General features: G+C 61.2%; 21 protein-coding genes and 2 pseudogenes. 16 read left to right on the plus strand and 7 right to left on the minus strand.

Annotated elements, in window-relative coordinates:
* Nucleotides 1-222 precede the first annotated feature (222 nt).
* Together NCS28_RS23995 and NCS28_RS24000 are read left to right on the plus strand one after the other, a co-directional pair.
* A complete protein-coding gene (locus tag NCS28_RS23995; RefSeq protein ID WP_250516276.1) occupies nucleotides 223-1,557 on the plus strand; it encodes an MFS transporter in 1,335 nt (444 codons plus the stop codon).
* Between the two features lie 67 nt (nucleotides 1,558-1,624).
* Nucleotides 1,625-2,527 (plus strand): LysR family transcriptional regulator, encoded by a 903-nt coding sequence (locus NCS28_RS24000; protein WP_250516277.1) that lies wholly within the window; start codon nucleotides 1,625-1,627, stop codon nucleotides 2,525-2,527.
* A 166-nt stretch (nucleotides 2,528-2,693) separates the two neighbouring features.
* Here the strand turns inward: NCS28_RS24000 and NCS28_RS24005 are convergent, their stop codons facing one another.
* Nucleotides 2,694-3,716 carry an amidohydrolase family protein gene (locus NCS28_RS24005; RefSeq protein ID WP_250516278.1) on the minus strand — a complete coding sequence of 341 codons (1,023 nt, stop codon included), beginning with the start codon at nucleotides 3,714-3,716 and terminating at the stop codon, nucleotides 2,694-2,696.
* 112 nt (nucleotides 3,717-3,828) lie between these two features.
* Here NCS28_RS24005 and NCS28_RS24010 point away from each other — a divergent pair, with 112 nt between their 5' ends.
* The 7 genes from NCS28_RS24010 to NCS28_RS24040 all read left to right on the plus strand — a co-directional run bounded on the left by NCS28_RS24010 (nucleotide 3,829) and on the right by NCS28_RS24040 (nucleotide 11,450).
* Complete coding sequence (locus tag NCS28_RS24010) at nucleotides 3,829-5,073, plus strand: acyl-CoA dehydrogenase family protein (protein WP_250516279.1); 1,245 nt, start codon at nucleotides 3,829-3,831, stop codon at nucleotides 5,071-5,073.
* 12 nt (nucleotides 5,074-5,085) lie between these two features.
* Nucleotides 5,086-6,000 (plus strand): VOC family protein, encoded by a 915-nt coding sequence (locus tag NCS28_RS24015; RefSeq protein ID WP_250516280.1) that lies wholly within the window; start codon nucleotides 5,086-5,088, stop codon nucleotides 5,998-6,000.
* Nucleotides 5,997-6,494, plus strand: a complete 498-nt coding sequence (locus NCS28_RS24020) for a flavin reductase family protein (protein WP_250516281.1) — start codon at nucleotides 5,997-5,999, stop codon at nucleotides 6,492-6,494. Before NCS28_RS24015 ends, NCS28_RS24020 begins: the two co-directional genes overlap by 4 nt.
* 76 nt (nucleotides 6,495-6,570) lie before the next feature.
* Nucleotides 6,571-7,827 (plus strand): MFS transporter, encoded by a 1,257-nt coding sequence (locus NCS28_RS24025; RefSeq protein ID WP_250516324.1) that lies wholly within the window; start codon nucleotides 6,571-6,573, stop codon nucleotides 7,825-7,827.
* Nucleotides 7,828-7,857: 30 nt separating this feature from the next.
* Nucleotides 7,858-8,721: a fumarylacetoacetate hydrolase family protein gene (locus NCS28_RS24030; RefSeq protein WP_250516282.1), complete on the plus strand. Its 864-nt coding sequence runs from the start codon at nucleotides 7,858-7,860 to the stop codon at nucleotides 8,719-8,721.
* Nucleotides 8,722-8,753: 32 nt separating this feature from the next.
* Entirely contained in the window at nucleotides 8,754-9,944 is a 1,191-nt protein-coding gene (locus tag NCS28_RS24035; protein ID WP_250516283.1) for an amidohydrolase family protein, read from the plus strand.
* Nucleotides 9,945-9,989: 45 nt separating this feature from the next.
* Nucleotides 9,990-11,450 (plus strand): aldehyde dehydrogenase family protein, encoded by a 1,461-nt coding sequence (locus NCS28_RS24040; protein ID WP_250516284.1) that lies wholly within the window; start codon nucleotides 9,990-9,992, stop codon nucleotides 11,448-11,450.
* A 40-nt stretch (nucleotides 11,451-11,490) separates the two neighbouring features.
* On the opposite strand, the gene NCS28_RS24045 is transcribed toward NCS28_RS24040, so the two are convergent.
* Nucleotides 11,491-12,021 (minus strand): MarR family winged helix-turn-helix transcriptional regulator, encoded by a 531-nt coding sequence (locus NCS28_RS24045; RefSeq protein ID WP_250516285.1) that lies wholly within the window; start codon nucleotides 12,019-12,021, stop codon nucleotides 11,491-11,493.
* A 254-nt stretch (nucleotides 12,022-12,275) separates the two neighbouring features.
* Between NCS28_RS24045 and NCS28_RS24050 the strand changes: the two genes are divergently transcribed.
* The 3 genes from NCS28_RS24050 (at nucleotide 12,276) to gorA (ending at nucleotide 15,782) form a co-directional block, all read left to right on the plus strand.
* Nucleotides 12,276-13,403 (plus strand): porin, encoded by a 1,128-nt coding sequence (locus NCS28_RS24050; protein WP_250516286.1) that lies wholly within the window; start codon nucleotides 12,276-12,278, stop codon nucleotides 13,401-13,403.
* A 131-nt stretch (nucleotides 13,404-13,534) separates the two neighbouring features.
* Nucleotides 13,535-14,308: a glutathione S-transferase family protein gene (locus NCS28_RS24055; protein ID WP_250516287.1), complete on the plus strand. Its 774-nt coding sequence runs from the start codon at nucleotides 13,535-13,537 to the stop codon at nucleotides 14,306-14,308.
* Between the two features lie 88 nt (nucleotides 14,309-14,396).
* On the plus strand, nucleotides 14,397-15,782 hold the full coding sequence (gene gorA / locus NCS28_RS24060) for a glutathione-disulfide reductase (RefSeq protein WP_250516288.1): 1,386 nt from the start codon (nucleotides 14,397-14,399) through the stop codon (nucleotides 15,780-15,782).
* 189 nt (nucleotides 15,783-15,971) lie between these two features.
* On the opposite strand, the gene NCS28_RS24065 is transcribed toward gorA, so the two are convergent.
* A complete protein-coding gene (locus NCS28_RS24065) occupies nucleotides 15,972-16,892 on the minus strand; it encodes a LysR substrate-binding domain-containing protein (protein WP_250516289.1) in 921 nt (306 codons plus the stop codon).
* A 121-nt stretch (nucleotides 16,893-17,013) separates the two neighbouring features.
* Here NCS28_RS24065 and NCS28_RS24070 point away from each other — a divergent pair, with 121 nt between their 5' ends.
* Nucleotides 17,014-17,589, plus strand: coding sequence for a nuclear transport factor 2 family protein (locus tag NCS28_RS24070; RefSeq protein WP_250516290.1), 576 nt, complete (start codon nucleotides 17,014-17,016; stop codon nucleotides 17,587-17,589).
* Between the two features lie 119 nt (nucleotides 17,590-17,708).
* On the opposite strand, the pseudogene NCS28_RS24075 reads toward NCS28_RS24070, so the two are convergent.
* Nucleotides 17,709-18,206, minus strand: a pseudogene (locus NCS28_RS24075) (transposase); the annotation flags it as partial.
* 64 nt (nucleotides 18,207-18,270) lie between these two features.
* Nucleotides 18,271-18,402, minus strand: a pseudogene (locus NCS28_RS33245) (hypothetical protein); the annotation flags it as partial.
* Nucleotides 18,403-18,695: 293 nt separating this feature from the next.
* Here NCS28_RS33245 and NCS28_RS24085 point away from each other — a divergent pair.
* A complete protein-coding gene (locus tag NCS28_RS24085) occupies nucleotides 18,696-19,046 on the plus strand; it encodes an amidase family protein (protein WP_250516325.1) in 351 nt (116 codons plus the stop codon).
* On the opposite strand, the gene NCS28_RS24090 is transcribed toward NCS28_RS24085, so the two are convergent.
* Entirely contained in the window at nucleotides 19,022-19,840 is an 819-nt protein-coding gene (locus tag NCS28_RS24090; RefSeq protein WP_250516291.1) for a class II aldolase/adducin family protein, read from the minus strand. The genes NCS28_RS24085 and NCS28_RS24090 overlap by 25 nt on opposite strands.
* A 256-nt stretch (nucleotides 19,841-20,096) precedes the next feature.
* On the opposite strand from NCS28_RS24090, the gene NCS28_RS24095 reads away from it, so the two are divergent.
* Together NCS28_RS24095 and NCS28_RS24100 are read left to right on the plus strand one after the other, a co-directional pair.
* Entirely contained in the window at nucleotides 20,097-21,425 is a 1,329-nt protein-coding gene (locus tag NCS28_RS24095) for an MFS transporter (protein ID WP_250516292.1), read from the plus strand.
* 25 nt (nucleotides 21,426-21,450) lie between these two features.
* The gene (locus tag NCS28_RS24100; protein WP_250516293.1) at nucleotides 21,451-22,401 is read left to right on the plus strand and encodes a LysR substrate-binding domain-containing protein; all 951 of its coding nucleotides are present in this window, start codon (nucleotides 21,451-21,453) and stop codon (nucleotides 22,399-22,401) included.
* Between the two features lie 16 nt (nucleotides 22,402-22,417).
* On the opposite strand, the gene NCS28_RS24105 is transcribed toward NCS28_RS24100, so the two are convergent.
* Nucleotides 22,418-23,689: an MFS transporter gene (locus NCS28_RS24105; protein WP_250516294.1), complete on the minus strand. Its 1,272-nt coding sequence runs from the start codon at nucleotides 23,687-23,689 to the stop codon at nucleotides 22,418-22,420.
* Nucleotides 23,690-23,759: the final 70 nt, after the last annotated feature.

A 23,759-nucleotide genomic window follows, 5' to 3' on the forward strand; every position in this document is an offset into this window, starting at 1 on the left:
TTTTTATTTTTTTTTTTTTTTTTTTTTTTGGGGTGTTTGTGTTTGGGGAGGGGGGGGGGGGTGGGGTGTGGGGGGGGGGGGGGGGGGGGGGGGCGGGGGGCCCGCCCCCCCCCCCCGGTGCCGCACTTGCGGTTTCGAACGGGAACAAGATGACCGGCCGCGCGCCACCGACTCCCGAAGGGTCGTCGCTTCGCCATTTATTGCACATCTTTGGAGAGCGCAATGAACGAAGGTGCATTTCAAGGCGCAGTTTCGACGGAGGATGCCGTGCCGCATTCGTCCGCGATGGCAAACGCCACGTATCGCCGCATCACGTGGCGGCTGGTTCCGTTTCTCTTCGTATGCTACGTGGCGGCGTATCTGGACCGCATCAATATCGGTTTTGCGCAGATCCAGATGCGCAGCGACTTAGGCTTCAGCGACGCGGTGTACGGACTCGGAGCCGGCATCTTCTTCGCCGGATACTTTCTTTTCGAGGTGCCGAGCAATCTCATCCTCGAACGCATCGGCGCGCGCAAGACGCTGATCCGGATCATGCTGCTCTGGGGACTCACTTCGGCGGGCATGATGTTCGTGAAGTCGCCCACGGCGTTCTATGGGATGCGCTTCATGCTCGGCGTGTTCGAGGCAGGCTTCTTTCCGGGCATGATTTTCTATCTCACGTGCTGGTATCCGGCCGCGCGGCGCGGCCGTGTGATGGCGCTCTTTCTCACCGCGGTGGCGATGGCAGGCGTGCTGGGCGGGCCGGTGTCAGGATGGGCGTTGAACCGGCTCGACGGTGTGCATGGGCTGCAAGGCTGGCAATGGCTCTTTCTGATGGAGGGATTGCCGTCGTGCCTGCTCGGCATCGCCGCATTCTTCTATCTCGACGACAATCCGCGCGAGGCACGCTGGCTCTCCGGTGCCGAGAAAGCGGTTGTGCTGCACGAGCTCGACCAGGAGCGTGACGCGTCGTCTCTCTTCGAGCGACATGGCTTTGGCGGCGCGCTGAGAAGCGGCCGGATCTATGCGCTCGCGCTCGTCTGGTTCACGTTCATCTGCGGCGTGTATGCGATCAGCTTCTGGCTGCCAGCCCTGATCAGGGGTGCAGGCGTTACCGATGCATACTCGATCGGTATGCTCTCCGCGATTCCCTACGGCGTTGCGGCGCTCACGATGGTGCTTGTCAGCCGCCATTCCGATCGGACGCGCGAACGGCGCTGGCATACTGCAGCTTGTGCCTTGATCGGCGCAGCCGCGCTGTCGGCCATTGCGGGCACGGGCTCGGATCTGTGGCTCGCGCTCGCGTGGATCAGCGTGGCGACGGCCTGCATCTTCACTTTGCAGCCGCTGTTCTGGGCGATCGCGACCGACTTCCTCGCAGGCACGCGCGCGGCAGCGGGCACGATCGCGTTCATCAACAGCCTGGGCCTGCTTGGCGGCTTTGCGAGCCCGAGTATGCTGGGCTTCGTGAAGACGGTCACGGGAAGCCTGAATAACGGCCTGTTCGTCGTATCGGCATTGATCGTCGTTGGTGCGCTGATCACGCTGGGCTCGGCCGGACGACCGGTAAAATAGGGCACTTGTCCGGACCGCGAGGACCTTGCGTCCGGCCCGACAGACGCTGCAGGGGCCACGACGCGACATGCGAATCGACGTTCATCACATTCGAGCCTTCCTGGCGGTCGCCGACGCGCTGCAGTTCAATGTCGCGGCGGAGCGGCTCCACATGACGCAGCCGGCGTTGAGCCGCATCATCAAGGCGCTGGAGGAATCGGTGGGCGCGGCGTTGCTCACGCGCACGACGCGGCGCGTCGAGTTGACCGATGCGGGCCGCGTGTTCGCGGAGCATTGTCAGCTCGCGCTCACGCATATCGATCAGGCGATCACGCTCGCGCGACGCGCGGAGGCGGGCAACATCGGGCATTTGCGCATCGCCTACATGGACTTCGCGATCAACGGCACTCTGCCCGCCATCATCGAGGCGTTTGGCAAGAAGTTTCCGTCGATCAACATCGATCTCGTGCATATGCCAAGCACGGTGCAGAAAGAGGCGATGCTCGATTCGACTATCGACGTCGGCTTCATGATCGGGCCATTCGCGGCACCCGGGGTCGAAACGCGGGTGTTCGGCCGGGAGCCGATGGTGGCGCTCCTGCCGACCGCGCATCCGTTGGCGCAGAAGAAAGCGCTGAAACTCACGGACCTCGCGAACGAGCGCTTCGTGCTCGGCACGCCGCATTCGTGGGAAGCGTTTCGCCATCACTTCTTCTCGATCTGTCATCGAGCGGGCTTTGCTCCTGCGATCGCTCAGGAGGCGTCGACAAGCGACGGCATCATCGGCCTTGTCGCCGCAAATACGGGCGTGAGCATTTATCCCGAGTGCATTCGCAACATTCAGCGCAGCGGACTGTGCGTCCGGCCGCTCTTGGATAGGGACACGGCAATCGACATGGTCGTCTGCTGGCGCGGCGACACGCGCAACCCGTCCGTCGACACTTTCATTAGTGAGTTGAAGGCATCGAGATCCGATGTCGGCAAGAAATGACGGAGCTTCAGATCGCGAACCCTGCTCGGTCAAATCAATGTCGGGTACAACGTGCTGTTCGTTGTCTGCGGCTCCGCCTGTCTGATTGCATGGGTTGTGGTGCGCGGCATCCGCTCTTCGAGCAAGCTCGTAGACGCCGCGAGGGCGCGACAGACAGCCGCGATTCTCACGCCGCACCGAGCCAGGCAGCGGCGTTTCGCCACCGCAAGGCTTCCGCAGCGGCGGTTTCCAAATCGAGGGAAGCCACACGCCCCACAGGGTCGGCATCCATGATAGCGAACGGATAATCGGTCGCAATCATCACGCGGTCGTGACCGACCATCGCGATGAGGGCACGGATCGCCGTGGCGCTATAGAGCAGGTCGTCGTAGAAAAGCGCCCGTGCAGCTTGAAGCGGGGATATGGGAACTGCCTCCCGCAACGCTTGCTGACACTCCCAGGAATACTGCATTCGGGGCAGCAAGGCCTGTATGGAGCCGCCACCATGACTTAGCGCAATGCGTAGGCGTGGATATCTCGTCATCAGTCCGCCCGTGATGATCGAAGCCGCGGCAAGGCCGATCTCTCCAGGAAACGCGACGACCTGTTCCAGGGATGCCGGTCCTACAAGCCGGTCCATGCCCGCGGGGCGCAGCGGGTGAACGAAAATCGCCGCGCCGCATGCCTCGGCCGCCTCGAAAAATGGCCAGAATCGGGGATCCCCGATCGGCACGCCGTTGACATTGCTACCGACTTCAATGCCGGCCAACCCTAGCGTGCCGACCGCGAATTCGAGCTCCTGGACGGCCAGGTCGATGTCTTGCAAAGGCGCCGCGCCAAGCGCAAAGAACTGCTCGGGCGCCTGCGCGACCATGTTTGCGAGCGTGTCGTTCAGATATCGAGACAGCGCCGCGCCGTCATTCGCATCAAGCCAATACGACAGCAATTCGGGCATCGGAGACAGAACCTGACGCTCTATCCCGAGCCGTGCCATGTCCGCGCGCCGGATCTCGGTATCCCAGGCCTGATTCGACACCGTGCGGTAGACGCTGCCTGAAATCATGACGTGGCGATGGCAAGGCTGAGCATCGCGCATTGAAGGCCAGGCCGAGTCACGCCGCTTGCCGATGTAAGCAGGGAAATCGAGGGGAACAACGTGGGTATGAACGTCGATGCAACCGCAGCATGAATGCGAAACCGGATTGCTCATTCGGGTAACTCTCAATCAAGTTAAGGGACTTTAACAGTTGCAAAACCAACCATTATGGGATTTAATTCGAACATGAATTGGTTGCTTTTGCAATAGTTTTGGGAGAGTCCAAATGACCGTCACGTCAGTCGTCCTCGATCGTCCGGAAGCGCCCGCTTCTGTCGAACGCATCGATGACAAACCGTTTGAACGCCTGCTTGATGCGGCCGTCGAACTCCGCACGTTTGTGGCACAACGTGCCCGGCAAACCGAATTGGATCGCAGGGTATCAGCCGAAGTCACGCAGTTGCTGAAGGAGGCAGGGCTCTACAAGGTCGTGCAGCCCCGGCGCTTCGGTGGCTATGAAATGAGCCTCGAGAGCCTGCGCCGGCTCGCGTTTGAGGTCGGACGCGGCTGCACTTCCACCGGTTGGTGCTATGGGTTGAGCGCAGCGGCGTCGTGGGTGCTGGGCATGTTTCCGGAACAAGCGCAGCACGACGTTTGGGGCAGCGATTCCGACGCACTGCTTGCGTCTTGCATCGCGCCGACGGGCAAAGCTGTTCCAACGGATGGCGGTTACCGATTGATGGGTCGTTGGAGCTTTGGGAGCAATTGCGACAACGCGCAATGGCTGTCACTCGGCGCGATGGTCGAGCAGCCGGGAGGCGCTTCGCCGCGTCCCATTTTTCTGCTCGTCCCGCATGGCGACTATCGCATCGTTGACACCTGGCACACAGTGGGCCTTGCAGGAACGGGCAGCAAGGACATCGCGATCGAAACTGAAGTGTTCGTCCCAGCACATCGATGCGTGGCATTCGCCGAGGTGCTCGACCAGCAGGCGCCGGGCGCGGAGATCCATGAGTCGGCGCTGTATCGCGTGCCTTTTCTGAGCGGCTTCCCGCCCTTGCTTGCCAACCCCGCAGTCGCAGCGCTGCGAGGCGCCACCGATGAATTCGTAGCGAGCATTGCGGCGCGTTCTACGCGCGGTGCATTCGCCGGCGGCGGTGCATCGATTGCGCAGTTCGGACATGTTCAATCGGCCGTCGCGCAGGCCGAAGCTGCGATCGATGCAGCACAGTTGATTCTGCAGCGGGACCTTCAACAGGCGACCGATCTGGTCAATGCCGGAGAAAAACTCAGCGTCGAGCAACGCATTACGCTGCGTCGGGGACATGCGTATACGGTGCGTCTATGCGTTGATGCAATCAATGGGTTGTACGACGTGGTGGGAGGAACGGGCATCCAGCTCGACAACGGCGTGCAGCGAGCATGGCGCGACATCAACGCGGTGGCCCATCACATCAGCGTCAACTGGCAAGCGGTGTCCACGATGTACGGACAGATGCGTTTTGGCCTTCCGCCGCGCGGTCAGTACTGAGGAGAAAGACAAATGGTCCGATATCGGAAGTTGGGGCGAATCGAACTGAATGTGACTGAGCTTGCGCGTGCCCGCCGCTTCTATGAGGAGGTGGTAGGCCTTCAGTACGTCGAAACGGGCAGCGACGGAGGGGTGCGTCTGCGCTGCGATCAGGAACATCACAGCTTGGTGCTCTTCGAGGCACGGGAAGCCGGTCTGCGCTGCGCTGGCTTTATGCTTGAGGACCTTTCCCAGTTCGAACCATTGATCGGTCGCCTCGTCGGTGCGGGTCTTGAGGTTCACGAAATCGAGCCGCTCGCGTGCAGTTCACGCGCTCAGGCCCGGGCGGTACGCGTCTTCGAACCGTTGGTGGGCGCTACCATCGAATTCTATGTGCCAGTGGAGGATTCTGCGCGCCCGTTCCAGCCGTCGGTTGCGCGCATTCAACGCCTTGGGCACGTGGTGTTCAACACACCGGACGCTGCACGGGCTGTAGAGTTCTGGCGAGACGTGCTGAATTTCAAAGAATCAGATTCAGTGGGCGAGTTCATTACGTTCATGCGCTGCTGGCCAAATCCTTATCATCACGGTATCGGCATTGCGAAGTTTGAGCGCCGCGCACTGCATCACGTCAATTTCATGGTTACCGAGATCGACGATATCGGCCGTGCGCTCTCCCGTCTGAAGGCCGCGAACTCAGACATCGTTTTCGGGCCAGGCCGCCATCCCGCCTCGGACAGCGTCTTTCTATATTTCCTCGATCCCGATGGCCTCACGATGGAATACAGCTTTGGGATGGAAGCGTTCCCGGAGGCATTTCCGCGGGCGGCGCGCCGCATGGAGCCGTCGCCGCTGTCGCTGGATTACTGGGGGTCAGCGCGCGATCCAAGGTGTTTCACCGGTGCTGGCGCCAACGCCCGGCCCATGTCCGGGGAGCAACAGCCATGAGCGCGTCCACTGTAGATAGCCGTGAGCTACGCAACGCGCTGGGGCGCTTCGCCACTGGCGTGTGCATCGTCACGACAAGTACCGCAGACGGACGCAAGGCCGCGCTCACGGTTAATTCTTTTTGCTCTGTCTCGCTCGATCCGCCATTGGTTGCGTGGTATCTGAACGACCGCGCGCCAAGTCTGCCTGTGTTCCGCGAGTCGGGCTATTTCGCTGTGCACGTTCTAGCCGCCGATCAGCAGCACTTGGCGAGTCATTTCGCGCGCCCTTCGGAAGACAAGTTTGCATTCGTCGGCGATCGCTTGCAGACGGGCCTGGGTGACGTGCCCGTGCTAGGCGACACCCTGGCGCGTTTTGAGTGCCGAACGACAGCGATTGAGTCGTACGGCGACCATATGATGATGCTGGGGCAGGTAGAGCGCTTTTCCTATGGTAGCGAATCACCCTTGCTGTTTCATGCGGGTCGTTTCATGGAGCAGAGTAAGTCCCTATGAACCGCCAAGTGGGCCGCCACGAAGAGGCGGGTCACCTCGATTATTAGAACAGCATCTGGAGACGATCGTGCAAGGTATGTTTGCAAATAGATGGTGGATTGTATTCGGATCGGTCCTCGGGCTGATCGTCGGAAACGTCACCATCTTGCAGTTCTCGGCTTCTGTACTCATGAAGCCGATCATGGCGGAATTTGGCTGGAACCGGGGCATGGTCTCGGCAGCGGTGATGTTCGGCTCTGTCTGCGCCGCGCTTGCTACGCCGATCGCGGGCAAGCTAATGGACCGTCACGGGATCAAGCCAATCACGCTTGGAGCTATCACGCTATTCGCGCTGGCGATCGCCTCCATGTCCCTTGCGCCGGCCGTCCCAGCCGTGTTTTTGGGAATGTTCGCCGTCGTCGGCGTGTTCAGCGCGGGGCAGGCGCCGCTTCCTTACGCCAAGGCGATCGCCGCGGCTTTTGACCGGCGCCGCGGGCTCGCGATGGGTCTCGCAATGACGGGCGTGGGTCTGGGCGCCGGACTCGTGCCGCGGTTGACACAGTTGTATCTTGACAGGTTCGGCTGGCGCGAGGCCTATGTCGCGGTCGGTATGACGGTGTTCATCGTTGCTTTCCTCGCCGTAGCGATGTTCATCGGCAACGCGGGCGGTGCACCACGCACCGCGCCGTCGAACGCACGCGCGCAGGCATCGACCGGACTGGAAGCGCGCGAGGCTTTGCGCACCTCACAGTTCTGGAAACTTGCCGTCGTGTTTCTATGCATACCGATTGTTGCCAACGGCACCATCACTCACCTCGTTCCACTGTTGACAGACCGCGGCATCCCAGCCGAACGGGCGGTAGCAGCGTTTTCCGCCATCGGCGTTTCATTGATCGTCGGGCGCCTGCTGTGTGGATTTCTGCTGGACCGTTTCTTTGGCCCCTACGTAGCCATCGCGTTCGTTGCGCTGCCGGCGATCGGCGTCCTGACACTGTTGGCGAGTAATGACGCCGCGCTCACCACCGTAGGCGCCGTGCTAGTTGGCCTAGGTCTGGGCGCAGAAGTCGACCTGATCGCGTATCTGCAAAGCCGCTATTTCGGTTTGCGAGCGTTCGGGCAAATCTATGGTTACCTGTTCGCCGTATTCACTGTCGGAAGCGGGGTGGGACCGTTCGTGATGGGCGCGGCTTACGACGCCACCGGTTCTTACCGTCCCGCATTGACCGGCTTCGTCGTGCTGCTCGCGTGCGCGTCCTTGTTGCTGCTGCGCTTGCCACGCCGCTATCCGTTTCCCGTCGTCTCCCTCGGCACCGAACGCGTGCAGCAGAACTCGTCGCCTGCCGGCATTGCGTAACTCATTTATTCGCTCCAGCTATCTCACCTTATGAAACTCGTGACATATCGCCACAACGGCACGACCTCAATCGGAAAAGTGGAAGACGATCTGATCATCGATCTGCCTCGCAACGATCCGACGCTCCCGGACACCATGCTGGCATTGCTGCAAGGCGGGCCGACGATGATGGCGCGTGCGAATGCAGTACGCGGCGACTACGCTGTGCCGCTGTCGCAGTCGCAACTGCTTGCGCCATTGCAGAATCCGTCGAAGTTTCTCGCAATCGGTATGAACTATCGCAAACACGTCGAAGAGGCGGCCAAGGTCGGCGTGCATACACCCCCAGCGCAAGTTTGGTTCAACAAGCAGGTTTCTTGCATCAATGGACCGTTCGGCGACGTTCATCTTCCGAAGGTCTCGGACAAGCTCGACTACGAAGTCGAACTGTGCGCGGTGATCGGACAGCGGTGCCGGCACGTGAGTCGCGAGGAGGCGCCTTCCGTGATCGCCGGCTATATGGTCTGCAACGACGTTTCGGTGCGGGACTGGCAACTTGCCACGCAGACCATGACGATTGGAAAGTCCTTCGACACGTGCGGTCCGACAGGACCATGGATTGTCACATCGGACGAGCTAGGTGATCCCCATGCGCTGCACCTGCGCATGTGGGTGAACGGCGAATTGCGCCAGGATGATCATACCGGCTCAATGATCCACGACGTGTACGCGCAAGTTGCCCATCTGTCCACGGCGTTCACGCTCGAGCCGGGCGATCTGCTCGCAACAGGGACGCCGTCGGGTGTCGGAGTTGCGATGAGCCCAGCGAACTATCTGCGCGAAGGCGATGTCATGCGCGCGGAGATCGATCGTATCGGCGCGATCGAAAACCGCGTCGTAGCCGAGCCTGTCTGACACACGCGAGCGGGCGGCAGCGGATGTGCCACGTGATTCCGCTGGCCGCGAAAGGCTTCCATGCATTCAACTCAGGAACATCCGTGCATCAAAAGAAGAACGAACAAAACATGGAGACGGCCCGCGCGGCCAGCCCAATGCGGCGCAAGCTTGGGTTGATGGCCGCGGGCATGCTCGCCGGCAAGGTCATCCCCGGGGTCGCAGCGCAAAGTCAAAGCGCCGCTGGCGGCGGAACGGATGCGGGGACGGCGACGCGCTCGGCCCAGCGAATCGATGTTCATCATCACATCCTGCCGCCGGTGTTTCGCGAAATAATGGGCGAGACGGCCATCGGCGCGCCCGCGCCGAATCGGGTCGCGCCTGCGTGGCGCGTGAGTGACTCGCTCGCCGTCATGGACCGATATGGAATCACGACCGCAGTGGTCTCAGCGCCGCCGCTGTGGATGCCGGATATGGCACAGACGCGAACGCTCACGCGTGCCTGCAATGAATTCTCGGCGCAGATGGTAGCTGACCATCCGACGCGATTCGGTACGTTCGCCGCGCTTCCGCTGCCCGACATGGCCGCGGCGCTCAAGGAAATCGACCATTCGTTTGACGTGCTCAAAGCGGACGGCATCGGGTTAATGACGAATTACGGCGATCATTATCTGGGCCACGCGGACTTCGTACCGGTGTTCGACGAACTCAATCGCCGCAAGGCCGTGGTGTATGTGCATCCGACTTCTTGCACTTGCAGTCGTGGTCTGTTTCCAGATCAGCCGGATTCGCTCATCGAGTTTCCGCACGACACCACGCGCACGGTCGCAAGCCTCTTGTTTTCAGGCACGTTTGGGCGTTGCCCCGACATCCGGTTCATTTTCTCGCACGCGGGCGGCACAGTACCGTTTCTCGCCACCCGCATGTCGATTCTCGGTTCGATCGATAAGCGCCTGGCGCAGCATGTGCCGGGTGGCGTGATGCCAATCTTGCGTCGCCAGTATTACGACACGGCCATTTCCGCGAACCCAATCTCAATGGCTGCGTTGCTCAAGCTCGTGACGCCCGCAAACGTGTTATTGGGCACGGACTTTCCATTTGTTCCCGAGCAGGGCACGAAGGCGACGCTGGCGGGCTTGCGAGAGGCCGGCTTCAGTGAACGCGAGTTGCGCGCTGTTGAAGGCGGCAATGCGGCGGGTTTGCTCGAGCGTGTGGCACGAGAAGGCGCACGTACGACTGCATAGCGGCTCGTCGCGTAATCGATCGACATGACTTAAAGGGGACACAGAATGTCAGTAGTGCGCGAGGCGCAGCATTGGGTTGGAGGCGCATGGCTCTCCGACGGTCCGCGTCGGGAGAGTATCGATCCTGCGACCGGTGAAGTCATCGGCTATTTTCACGATGCGCCCGAAACGACCATGCAGACGGCCATTGACGCGGCCGAACAGGCGTTCTGGAACAGTCGATGGCGTGATGATGCGCACGGCCGGGCGGCGGCCCTGAGTCACCTTGCCGACGCGTTCGAGGCGCACCTGGACGAGGTTATCGATACGCTGTGCTTGGAAAACGGCAAGATCCGCCCCGAAGCGACATTTGAAGCATCGTTGATCCCTCGCGCCTTGCGTTTTGCCGTGGGGCTTTCGATGCACAATTTCGGACGCGTGCTAGAGAGCCGCCCGGGGCAGCAGGCAATGTCGATTCGTGAACCGGTCGGGGTCGCTGGGTTAATCATCCCGTGGAATTCGCCCGCGTATCTGTGCATCCGGGCGCTCGCGCCCGCGCTCGCAGCAGGCTGCAGCGCGGTCGTCAAGATGCCGCATCAAGCAGCGCAGACGGGCGCACTGCTGGGGCGCATCGTCGAATCGGTGCGCGACATCCCCGCAGGTGTAGTCAACGTTGTGATCGAGTCGGGCGCAGAAGGCGCACGGCGACTCGTCGACTCGCCCCAGGTCCCGGCCATCAGTTTTACGGGCAGTACTGCAACGGGGCGTGCCATCGCACGCGCCGCGGCGGACCGACTGAAGCGCGTCGGACTGGAACTCGGCGGAAAGACGCCACACCTTATTTTCGAGGACGCCGATCTTAATGCGGTCCTACCGGTGCTTGAGAAATCGTGCACGGTGTTCGCAGGTCAGTTCTGCATGACCGGCAGTCGCATTCTCGTGCATCGCAAGCTCGCCCACGCGGTGAAGGAACGCCTAGCCGAACGACTGCGAGCCGTGCGCGCGGGCGCGGCACGGGATCCTTTGAGCCAGATCGGACCGTTGATCGACAAGACGGCAGTACTGCGGGTGGATCGGGCGGTCGAGGCAGCGATCGCCGCTGGTGCACGCGTGATTGTGCGCGGTGGGATACCTGCTGATCGCGCGCTTGCAAGCGGTGCATTCTACTTGCCGACCCTGCTGGAAGTCGACGACGCGAGCTTGCCCATCGCGCGCGAAGAGACCTTCGGACCGGTCCAGACGCTGCAAGTCTTCGACACGGAAGAAGAAGGGATCGCCATGGCAAATGACAGCGACTATGGACTCAGCGCTTGCGTCTGGAGCCGTGATGTCGACCGGCCGCTGCGTGTCGCCCGGCGTTTGCAAGCGGGTCTGATTTCGATCAATAGCTGGGCCAATCTGGCAGTCGAATTTGAGGAGGGGGGCTTCAAGGCGAGCGGGATGGGACGCTTGGGTGGTCTCGCCTCGGTAGAAGACTTTCTAGAGTACAAGCAGATTACCCAGAACTTCGTGCCGCCTGCGCATTGACCGGCAGGGCCGCGTCAGTGCACCGCGCGGACGCCTCGGCTTATTCGGGCGGTTCCTCGCGTGCCTCCCGGCGACGCACCCGGCGTGCTACAGCAAGCTTGCGATTGACAAGCGAAGTGTCTTCGGAGCTATCGACGAGATTGGAGTACACCGCCCGCAATGTTTTGAGTGTGATGGCGAGTTCGTGGGCTGTCACACCCTTCACGGACATGCGCTCGATTTGCCAGGCGCGGGGAGCCAGTTCGGCGACGATTGCCGCGCCTGAGCGTGTGATGGAAAGGTGGATGTTGCGGCGGTCGGACGGAGACTCGCTGCGCTGGACATAGCCCTTGGATTCGAGCGCACCGACGGCCCGGGATAGGTAGGACAGCTCTGATCCTGTATGGCTGGCGAGATCGGAGAGTGTCTGGTGGTCTTCGTGGCGAAGGGCCGCGAGCACGCGCCACGTCTGGAGATTGATATTGTGTGCTTTGAGATCGTCGCTGAAGCGAGCCGCGATAATGCTGGCGGCACGGTTTAGGAGATAGCCGACGGAGTGATCCAGATCGTGATCGGTGCGTTCGGTCGGCAAAGGCTCACGGCTGGAAGCGGACGCACTTGATTCACGAGGCGCGCGTGCGTGCGGGCGGGGGGGAGGCGAGGGTGGTGGTTTGGGCATGGCGGTAGGCTCAAAAGCGGCACGATGATACTAAATGATAGCTTAAGCAACCGCCATGAAGGACCCATGGCGAAAGACGCTCACTGAAAGCTGAACGATAAGAATGCCGGATCCGACGCTTTGATTCGCAGAGTGGCCGGGCCGCGGTACATACAATAGGAGACGATATGAAACGCGCTTTTTTTTCTGGAGTTCTTTTTGCATCAATTAGTTGTACATCATATGCACAAAGCGTCACGTTGTATGGGATCGTGGATACAGGCGTGGAGTTCGTCAACCACGTAGGTGCAAGCAGTCAGAAGCTCGTTCGCATGCCGGGGAACAGTGGACTCGTTCCATCACGCTGGGGGCTGCGGGGCGTCGAGGATCTTGGCGGCGGTCTACAGGCGATCTTTGTGCTCGAGAATGGGTTCAACACGCGCGGTGGCGACTTGGGCCAGGGCGGAAGGCTTTTTGGCCGTCAGTCGTGGGTCGGATTGTCGAACAGTTGGGGTACGCTTTCATTCGGGCGGCAATATACGATGACGGCGTTCGCACTCGTGGATAACGAGATCGCGGGCCCCGCCATGTATAGCCTCGGCTCGTTGGACAACTACCTGCCCAATACCCGCGCCGACAACAGCGTGTCCTACAAAGGACGTTTCGGCCCATTCACAATTGGCGCGATGTATTCGCTCGGACGCGATTCGGCGGGCACTGGCAATTCGCCGGGACAGGGAACGTGCGCGGGGCAAGTCGCGGGCGATTTCCAACAGTGTAAGAACCTCTCGGCCTTGTTGCGCTATGACACCCCGCATTTCGGCGCAGCCGCCTCTTACGAGGAACAGCGCGGTGGTCAAAACGCTGCTTTCAATTTCTTTGATGGCGTCGCGCCCGCGCCACTGGGACGCAGCGGCAAGGACATCCGCACCCAATTGAATGCCTACACGAAGTGGGGAGGTTTAAAGTTCGATGCGGGCTGGATCGGCCGACGTGTCGAGCCGGGCGAGGGCGGCCCCGCATCGGTTCGTTCTGACCTGTACTTTGCGGGCGTGTCATATCTGATCACACCAGCGTTTCAGATCGACAGCGAAGGCTTCCGCATCATCAACCAGCAGCATGACACGCGCGCAACCATGGCGATGCTGCGCGGCTCCTACTTCCTCTCTAAGCGCACGCTCGCCTATGTGCAAGCTGCCTACCTGATGAATAGTACACGCGCAGCCTACACCGTCAGTACTGGTGGGGCGGGCGCAACGCCGGGTACGGGAATGAATCAGTTTGGCGCGATGGCGGGGTTACAGCACAGTTTTTGAAGGCGGCATCGCATTTGATCGGCGTGGGCCAATCACAAAATCACGGCCTCATCAGGCATCTGCATTTCCAAGCCGATGATGTCAGTTCCAGCAATAGCAACAGTCATATTCCCACGGCACGGAGACAAGATATGATCGAGCTGTATCACTTCTGGAGTTCGATATGTTCTGTTCGAGTTCGCATGGCGCTAGAGGAAAAGCAGGTACCTTGGACGAGTCGCTACGTAGACCTGTTCAAGTTTGATCAGCTCCGTCCGGAGTACCTCGCGATCAATCCCGAAGGCGTGGTTCCGACGCTCGTTCACAACGGCGAAGTCATCTGCGACTCGGGCGTGATTAACGAATACATTGAGGCGGCCTTCGACGGTGTGCGGCTTATACCGGCGGATCCGCTAAAAGCGGCGCGGGTACGCGGTTTCGTGAAGGCGTGTGAAGACGGGTTTGAAGCCATCGTCAAACTGACGATGGTGAAGTACATCCTGCCGAAGCTTCGCAATCGCTGGGGCGATGAGGCACTTCGTGAACAAGCTGCCCGCAGGCCATCGAAGTTTCTTCAGGATCTTCATTCGCGCGGCATTCGTGGCGAGATCAGCGAAGCGGAACTGGCCGAGGCGACCGTGCGAATCGGTACGTTTCTGGATCAGCTTGAGACGGCATTGGTCCCTGGCCAGTGGCTTGTCGGCGATTTTTCGTTAGCAGATATCTGCGTTGCTCCTTTTATGTTCCGCTTGTCGGCGCTGGGACAGGAAGGTTTCTGGTCTGAAACAAGACGCCCGAAGGTCCATGCCTGGTATGCGGCGCTATCAGAGCGCCCGTCTTTTAAAGTGGCCACCAGTTGGCCGGACGAGTCGGGTGGTGGTTATCAAGAGGTAGGGCTGGCCCAGGATCGCGCAAGCAATTCGTGAGGTGCGGCATGGACGAGTCGATCTTTGGACTCGTCACCGGCCGGGTCTTGTGAAACCCGCGAAGGTAATATCGAAATGAGATGCGACCATGCGAAAAAATGAGGTCGACCTACTGGTCATTGGAGGCGGGTCCGGCGGCGTTCGCGCAGCCCGGGTAGCAGCCGGACATGGTGCTCGCGTCATCCTGGCCGAGGAGCACCGGTTGGGGGGCACCTGCGTAATACGAGGCTGCGTTCCAAAGAAATTGATGGTTCTCGCATCGCGTTTCAGTCGGGAGTTCGAAGACGCTGCGGGCTTTGGATGGAGACTTGGACCCGCATCTTTCGAATGGGAAAGGCTTAAGGTCGCAGTCGACCGGGAAGTGGACCGCCTGGAAGGCATATATGCGGGCATGCTCGATCGTGCCGGAGTCGAAGTCATCCGCGACCGCGCCGTGTTCGATGACCCTCATACCGTGCGGCTCGTAGGCAGCGGCCGGACCATATGCGCCGAGCACGTTCTCATCGCCACGGGAGCAGTCCCTAGTCAGACGCGTGACGTGCCTGGTTGGCGCTGGATTTCAGACTCAAACCAAGTCTTTGAGTGGAAGACGCAGCCCCGGCGAGTTGTCGTTCAGGGGGCGGGATACATCGCGCTCGAATTTGCGAGCCTGTTGCGGCTACTGGGATCAGAGGTCACCGTGGTGATGAGAGCGGGGCAGGTGCTGCGTGGATTTGACGATGAAGTTCGATCGCATCTTCAGGCTGCGTTGATCGAATCGGGCATACGGGTGGTTGCGCAAGCGCAATTAACGAGAGTCGATCGGTGTATGTCAAGCGACGCGCTGTCAGTTCACCTGTCAGACGGCCAGCGGTTGGACGCCGACGCCGTCCTTGGAGCCACGGGACGCCTACCGAATACCGCAAACCTTGGCGTGGACAAAGCGGGCGTTCGACTGGACAGTCGCGGTGCCGTTGTTGTGACGGATCTCTGCTGCACGAGTTCGCCGGGCATTTACGCCGTCGGGGACGTGGCCAACGTCATCGCTTTGACGCCCGTCGCGATCCGGGAAGGGCACGCGCTGGCAGACAGGCTGTTTGGCCGCGACGCCTCAGCGCGTCGTCCTCTGCTCACGCCAACCGCAGTGTTCACGACGCCAGAGGTCGGTGTCACCGGACTCTCGGAGGAAGCAGCCGTGTCCGAGTTCCCATCCGAGGTCGACGTTTATGTATCGCGGTTTCGTCCGATGAAGGCTAGGTTTTCCATGCGTACCAGCCAGACCTTGATGAAGCTGGTCGTGCATCGTCCGACCGATCGCGTTCTCGGCGCTCATATGGTGGGGCCGGAAGCGGCCGAACTGATACAGCTAATGAGCGTTGCCGTACAGGGAGGAATAACTAAAGCGGAGATGGACCCGACGTTGGCGGTGCATCCAACGGCGGCGGAGGAGTTGATCATGATGCGCGAGCCGGCCCGCCGTTATGCTGCAGGCTGAGCTTACCAGGGATGTAGTTTAGCGCTCTCGTGACAAGCGACGTGAAGGAACCGCATCTCCGACCGGCAACGGCCAAGTGCTATCTTCAATTCGTGTGGCATCTCCGATCGGTTTCGAACTAGGCGGAGGCAATAACTGGACGGAGTCTCATAGCTACACTTTCAGTTACATGCCACTGAGCGCACTGACCTATCGCGGCTTGGTCGCGGTCCCACGGTTTGTGCTGGCCTTTAGGGGCGGCGTTCGCATAAGCGAAAGAAAGGCCCGCACCGCCGGATCGGCCTCATGTTTGCGGTTCAGTAACAGCAGATCAGCCGATACGGCGCTGTCTTTGAGCGAGCGAAAGACGAGATGAGGGATATTGACCTGCTCAAGCGAGGCGGGGACCAAAGCGATGCCCATTCCGGCCGCCGCGAGCGCCAAGACGCTCAAGGTACTGGAGACACGATGTGCAACATTTACATTCAAGCCAAATTGTAGGCGTAACATCGCGGCGCTGTCCTCTCCGTCGCCCGGGGCGTAAGCGATCAGTGGTTCCGACGAGATTGCCGCAAGCGACACCGATCTCCGGTGCGCGAACGCATGGGTGTCCGCCATCGCCACACTCATCGGCCATTCTCCGATCTTTTCCGCGTCAAGCTGCTCCTCTAGCCGTATGCCGAACCGCGGGCAATAACCGACATCTATTCTTCCGGCAATCAGGGCGTCTGACTGTAAATGCGGCGCCAGCTCGACTAGTTCAAGGCGGATGGTGGGATAGCTCGCGCGCAGTAGCCGCATGTCCTGCATTAGCCTGCCCGCAAGTACTGCGTTACCCGCAAAGCCCACTCTTACCTGGCCGGTCTCCCCGCGAAGAGAGCGTTGGACGATCGCCATAGTCCGATCGGCCTGGGCGAGCGTTCGTCGCGCTTCGATTACCAGCGTCTCCCCGGCCTCGGTGAGCGCAACTTTTCGGCTCGTTCGTACCAGTAACGCGCCGCCGAGTTCGGCTTCGAGAGCGCGGATCTGCATGCTCAACGCGGGTTGCACGATGTTCAGACGGCGCGCTGCACGTCCGAAATGTCCTTCTTCCGCCACAGCTAGAAAATACCGCAGATGCCGCAGTTCCATTGCGTGCTCAACGATCAGTTTGAGTGATTAATCGGTCAATTCAATCTATTTGCCCAAAACCCGATTGTGAACGATCCTGTCATCATCGCGCAATCTCGCGCATTCGTCGCAAGGAAAAGTCATGGAACTACGCGTAGAAGACCGTTTGCAGATCACCGACCTGATCAATGGCTGGATGCACCGTGACCTCGGGCAGTGGAACGAGCTGCGCGGCTTATTCCATCCAGATGGCGTCATCGAAATCACTTGGTTCGAAGGGCCTTTCAATGAATTCGTGGACCGATCGATGAAAATGGGCGCGTCAGATTTTAAAACTAAGCATTTGATCGGGACGCCTGCGGTGACTTTCAACGGCGACAGAGCCATCGTCGAGACAAATGCAGTCATCATCGGCGACAACGTGCGATTGAACCTTGGGTGCGAAGTGCACAACCGGTTCTACGACCTGGTGGAAAAGCGGGATGGTGCGTGGAAGATCGTGAAGCGTCAGAGCGTCTACGACATGGGAACGTTCGCTTTCCCGTTTGGGACGGTCGAAATCGACCGCGACGCGGTGGCGCGTTACCCGCGCGAATACGCAGCGTTGGCATATGTGCTCGAAAAGAGTGGCTTTCCCGTGAGACGTATTTTCGCGACCCGCGGCAGCGAAATGGAACGTGCAATGAAACACGAGGGGCACAGTTGGCTTGTCGCGTGAAACGCTGCTCGGAGCGACGGGCGAACGGCATGCGTGCAGTCGAAGTGCAGATGCCCCGTGCATTCGACAGGCAAGGCCGCGGAAATTTTCAAGGTAGTTGTCGCCTCAACGATTAGACTTCAGGCGGCCTCTCTGTCTTGGTTTCGGTGTTGTGGGGCATCGCTCTGGTTGTCAATTCGATTCGGGTTCAGGTGCACAGCATCGACGCGTTGCCAGTTGCGCGTGCGGCCTTTCCATCGAAGCGGATTGCGTTGCCGGGCGTGCTCGTAGAGCGCCGCGCGTCGATCCAGAATGTCCTGATCGAGGTTGGCATGACGCTGCGCCGGCGTCACGAACCGGATCGCGCTGTGACGATGCTCCTCGTTGTACCAGCGCACCAGTGCGCCCACCCACGTGCGCGCGGCAAACAGGGTATCGAATGCCTTGAGCGGATAAGCAGGTCGATACTTCAGGGTCTTGAACAACGACTCGGAGTAAGGGTTGTCGTTGTTCACGCCCGGGCGACTCAACGACGGCATGACGCCCAGCGCCTGAAGGGTGGCAAGCATCGTCGCGCCTTTCATCGGGCCGCCGTTGTCCGAATGCAAAATCACCTGGGCGGGCTGTATCGCTTCGCGCGCAGGCGGCCCCTCTCATCCATTTCCTCAATGTCAGTACATTCACGTTCAATTCGTCGGCCACCGCTCCAACTGTCCGGTCGCCGCGCTGCAGGACCTTCGAAAGTGCCTGCTCTTTGAACTCAACAGAATACGTTTGTTTCGCCTTCAACTTGTACCTCTGATTCTTCTTGATAAGAAAGTTCAGAGGCGGCAACTACTATGACGCCGGGCGCTTTATTGGTAGTAGCTGGGGCCGCATACGTGCGCGTGACTCGGACTGACCCATTCGACAGGCGTAGTCGCTACCGATCGTTTGCACGACGCGGGCGCGAAGATCGCGGACGTGACGCTGCCCGCATCGTTCGATGAGATGTCGGCCGCGCAGCTCACGGTGATGGAAACCGAAGGCGCCGCCGCGTTTCTCGATCTGATCGAGCGCGAACGCCGCGCACGAACGCGACGCTCCTCGAGCGCGTCGATTCGAAAAAGCTCGCGACGTCCGAGACGCTGCGACGCGCGTACCGGACCGCCGAGCGTTGCCGCGCCGAGTTGGATACGGTGTTCGGCGACTATGATGTGCTCGTCACGCCCGCGTCGTGCGGCGAGGCGCCGAACGGGCTCGCGTTCACCGGTGACGTCGTATTCAGTTCGATGTGGACGCTGCTGCACGTGCCTTGTCTCGCCGTGCCATGCACGCGCGGGCCGTTCGGCTTGCCGGTGGGCGTTCAGCTGATCGGTGCGCAGATGGGCGATGCGGGACTGTGCGCATCGCGAAGCGGCTGGCGCCGATCATCGATGGGGAGGGGGGAGGCAAACCACTCGAGGCCGGGCGATCATTCGGGCAAAGTCCGCTCATAGTCACGCAAGTCTTCGTGGTCGCGCAGGATCTGCCGATACAGGCCTTGAAACCCCAGCCACGCTACATAGTCGGACGCCAGATGCCGCCGCGTCGCACGTGCTTCCTCGGCGCTGAGCGGTTCGAGCGGCCCGGCCGCTTCGGCGAGCAATTGAACCTGCGCGCATCGCTCCATCGCGATGAAGCGATACACCGCCGAATCCACGCTCGATCCCACCGTCAGCAAGCCGTGATTCAGCAGGATCGCGGCCTTGCAGTCGCCCATCGTCTGTGCGATTCGCGCGCCTTCATCGGTCGCGAGCACGACGATATCCCCACGAAAGACCACGTGGTTCTCATAGAACAGACACGCTTCCTGATTGATCGGCGCGAGCAGCCGCTCGCGCGCCGCGAAGGCGCGTCCGTAAGTCGTGTGCGTGTGCACCGCGGCCATCGCCGAATGATTCACGCGATGCAGCCCGCAGTGGATGGCCACCGCCGCTGCGTTGACCGGTCCTGTCCCGTGATGCACGGCGCCTGCGTCGTCAATGCACATCAGATCGTCGGGATGGATGGAGGAGAAGTGCTGGGCATACTGATTGACCCAGTATCGATCGTGATGTTCGGGATCGCGCACCGTAACGTGACCGGCGATACCCTCGGTCAGCCCGAAGCGCGCGAGCATCCGGAACGATGCAGCCAGCCGGAGCTTGCGATGGCGGCGTTCGTCCTCGAAGTCGGCGAATTCGCGCGGCGTGGGCAGCGCGCCGCCGATGGGAGTGGGAATCTGATATTCGTTCGAATCAGCCAGGCACATGCGGCACCTTCCGGGTGGAAATGACAGGGACGCTTCGGTAGCGTTTACGGCGCCCATTCTGTTGCGCCTGCATGCCGGCCGTCCACGGCGGTTTGCGCAATCTCGTGTGAGCTTTCGTCAATACGGCGCGCAAAGCTTTCTGCCAGAAGGCCGCGCGCGAGTACATGCCGAACCGTCACAGGACAGATACTTTTCGTGGATTGTCATGGAAATTCGGCCGGTGCTAAATCACCTGACGCCAGTACCGGACATCTACATGCAGACTCTCGTTACCCCAGGCGCCTTGCCGCCCGCCTTGATGAAGCGCATCGTGTGGCGTCTCGCGCCGCTGATGGTGCTGATGTACGTGGCCAATCAGCTCGACCGCGCCAATGTCGGCTATGCGGCCTTGACGCTCAACGCCGAGCTCGGCATGACGGCCGCGCAATACGGGCTGTCCGCCAGCCTGTTCTTCCTCGGCTATATTCTTTGTGAAGTGCCGAGCAACCTGTGCATGCATCGCTTCGGCGCGCGACGCTGGATGACGCGCATTCTCGTGAGCTGGGGTCTGCTGTCGTCACTGACGAGCCTGGTGCCGAATGCGCAATGGCTCTATGTCGCGCGCTTCATGCTCGGCGTATTCGAGGCGGGCCTGTACCCCGGCATGGTCTATTACCTCACGCTGTGGATGCCCGCGCGCAACCGCGTCTGGATGATGTCGCTCTTCACCATGTCGATTCCGCTCACCGGCATGCTGGGCGCACCGGTCTCCACGTGGATCATGGAGCACGCGAACGTTTTCGGTGTGACCGGCTGGCGCGCTATGCTCATGCTCGAAGGCTTGCCGGCCATCATCCTCGGCGTGATCGCCTGGTTCTATCTGCCCGATGGCCCGCATGCGTGGCGCGGCCTGTCCGACCACGACCGCCAGACGATCCGCGCGGCGCTCGCCGACGAAGAGCAAGCGGCGGCGGAGACGGTGCAGCCCGGCAATGCGCGCCACGCTCTCACCAACCTGAAGGTCTGGGGGCTGGGCATCGTGTACTTCGGCATCAACTCGGGCATCATCGGATTGCTGTACTTCCTGCCGCAAGTGGTGAAGACCTTCAAGGGCGGCGCGCAATTCTCGCTGACGCAGATCGGGCTCATCACCGCCGCGCCGTTCGCGGTGGCGGTGGTGAGCGTGATCGTGTGGGGGCGAATCGTGAGTCACAGGCGCATTCACGCGCTGTACGTCGCGGGGCCGATGCTGCTTTCGGCGGTGACGCTCGCGAGCGCGCTGTATCTGTCTTCGCCGGTTGCGACCATCGCGGTGCTGGCGATCGGCACCTCCGCCTGTTTCTGCAGCATCAGCACCTTCTGGCAGTTGCCGAGCCGCATCGTGACCGATCGCGCGGCCGCGGCGGGCATCGCGCTCATCACGAGCATCGGCGTATCGTCGGGTTTCCTGATGCCTTACTTCATCGGCTGGATCCGCGACACGACCGGCACGTTCCAACTCGCGTTCATCGCCATTGCGGTTGCGATGGTGATCGGCGCCACGCTCGCGATCGCGCTCGATCCGGAGCGGCGCCGCGTGCCCTCGGCGGGCATGGCGCTAAAATGAGCGGACTTTCCATGGAGATCCGCCCGTGTCATTGCGTCGAGGAATTCCCAGCCTGACGGCACTCCAGGCGTTCGAGGCGTCGGCGCGCCATCAGAGCTTCTCGAAAGCCGCCGCCGAATTGCATCAGACCCATGGCGCCATCTGCAAGAAGGTCAACGAACTCGAAGCCAGCCTCGGCGTCGAACTGTTCCGGCGCGTGAGCCAGCGGCTGGTGCTCACCGATGCCGGCGCGGACTACGCGCATCGCATCCGCGTGAACCTCGAGCAGATCCGGCAGGATACGCAGCAACTGGTAGCGAATCGCGAGCGCTCGACGGTGCGCGTGGCCGTCGGCGTCACCTTCGGCGCTCAATGGCTCGTGCCGCGCCTGCCGGGGTTTCATCGCACCCATCCGAACATTCAGGTGCGGCTGACGGGACGCGATCAGCCCACGTATTTTCAGGACCTGAATTTCGATGCCGCGATCCACTTCGAGCAGTCGCCGTTGCCGGGACTCGCGAGCAAGGTGCTGCTCGCCGACGACGAAGTCTGGATGGTGGCGGCACCTTCCTTCATAGAGGCGTATGCCGGTTGCGATATCGCCGCGATGCCGTGGATCCATACGCGCGACTTGCCCGCCGCGTGGATGTCGTGGAGCGAAACGGACGTGTCGGCACGCGGCGCGCAGCCTTCGCGCGACGGCAGCGATCATTCCTTCGACTTCTTCATCATGGCGATCCGCGCGGCGGTGGCGGGCCTCGGCGTGGCACTGCTGCCGCGCGTGCTGATCGAACAGGAACTCGCGTCCGGCCAGCTGATCCGCATCGGCGACTATGCGGCGATCAACGCGCAGAAGACCTATCTCATGTTTGCCGAGCAGCGGCGCGACTGGGCGCCGTTCGCCACCTTCGCGTCGTGGCTGGAAGAGGAGATGCGGCGCTATCGCGCGGTGCGCAATGCTGATAACCAGGTCGAGAACGAGCGTTACGCAGGTTGAATGCCGGTGATCGGCGTCATTTGGCTTCGGCGGAGTGGTCGAGCGTGATGCCTGACGCCAGGTTCTTGCGTGGATCGCCTTGTTCGGGATAAGCATAAGGCCCGAGCCGGATGATCGAAATCACCGAAAGAGCGACCATTCCCGAGAAGATCCACAACGCCAGACGGTACGAATGGGTGAGGTCATAGCAGAGGCCGGACAGGAAGATCATGATCCCCGCGCCCCAGCCCCAGCACGCCCACATGCCGCCGCACACGCGTCCGAACAGGCGCAGATCGAAGTAGCGGCTCACGATGAACGTGATGATGTCCGCCTCGGCGCCGATGCTCACGCCGATCATCGCCGATGCGGCCATCGCGGTGTCGCCGGTGGCGCCGGCCGCGAGTATCAGCACGCCGCACAGGGTCAGGGCGAACGACATCGCGGCGACATAAGGCGCATGTACGCGGTCCATCAGATAGCCTGCAAACAGACGCCCGACGGCGGAAGCGAGACCGGCGACGGACAGCATGGCGCCGGCGGCGCGCACGGTTTCGCCGCGATCGGTCATCATCGGCACGAGTTGCGAAAGCAGCGCGAGCAGCACGCCGGACATGCAGAAGATCGCGATGCCCAGCAACCGGAACGTGCGGTCGTGACGAAAGATGGACCATAACGAAGGCAGATCGGCACGTGCTTCACGCGCACGGCGCGAGATCGATTCGTCCACGCCGGGCGGCATCTTCACGAGGAAATACAGCGCCGGGATCGAAAGCATGACCATCAACGCGGCGACACCCAGATAACCCGTGCGCCAGCCGAAATGACGCAGCAGATAGCCCGCGTATTGCGGCATCAGCATCGCGCCGATGGCCGTGCCGCCGACGGTCAGCCCAAGCGCCAGGCCGCGCCGGTGATCGAAACGCGCACACACCACCTTCGCATACGGCAACGCGTTACTGCCCGGCGCGAAGAAGCCGACGATCACGAACGCCAGGCAGAATAGCGCGAGCGACACCGGTATGACACCGACCAGCGCGATCGCTCCCGCAAACAGCAACAGGAAGACCATGGTCGGGCGACGCACGCCGAAGCGGTCGATCAGCGAGCCGAGCACGATCGTGCCCGGACCCATCGCGAACTCGAAGATGGTGAGGCCGAGCGACACCTGCGCGCGGCTCCAGCCGTTTTCGGCGGCGATCGCCTTGATGAAGGTGCCGAACATGAACGCCGATATCACGCCCGCGCCGACTGAAAGACAGATCGCGCCACCGAGCACGGTCCACCATCGATTGATGTCTTGCTTCACAGCTATGTCTCCTGCACGTCCGCGCGAGCGTGGACGAATTCGTTGGTATTGCGCGCGAGCCCGGGATGTT

This window comes from Caballeronia sp. INDeC2 (assembly GCF_023631325.1).
In the GTDB taxonomy this organism is placed as follows: Bacteria; Pseudomonadota; Gammaproteobacteria; order Burkholderiales; family Burkholderiaceae; genus Caballeronia.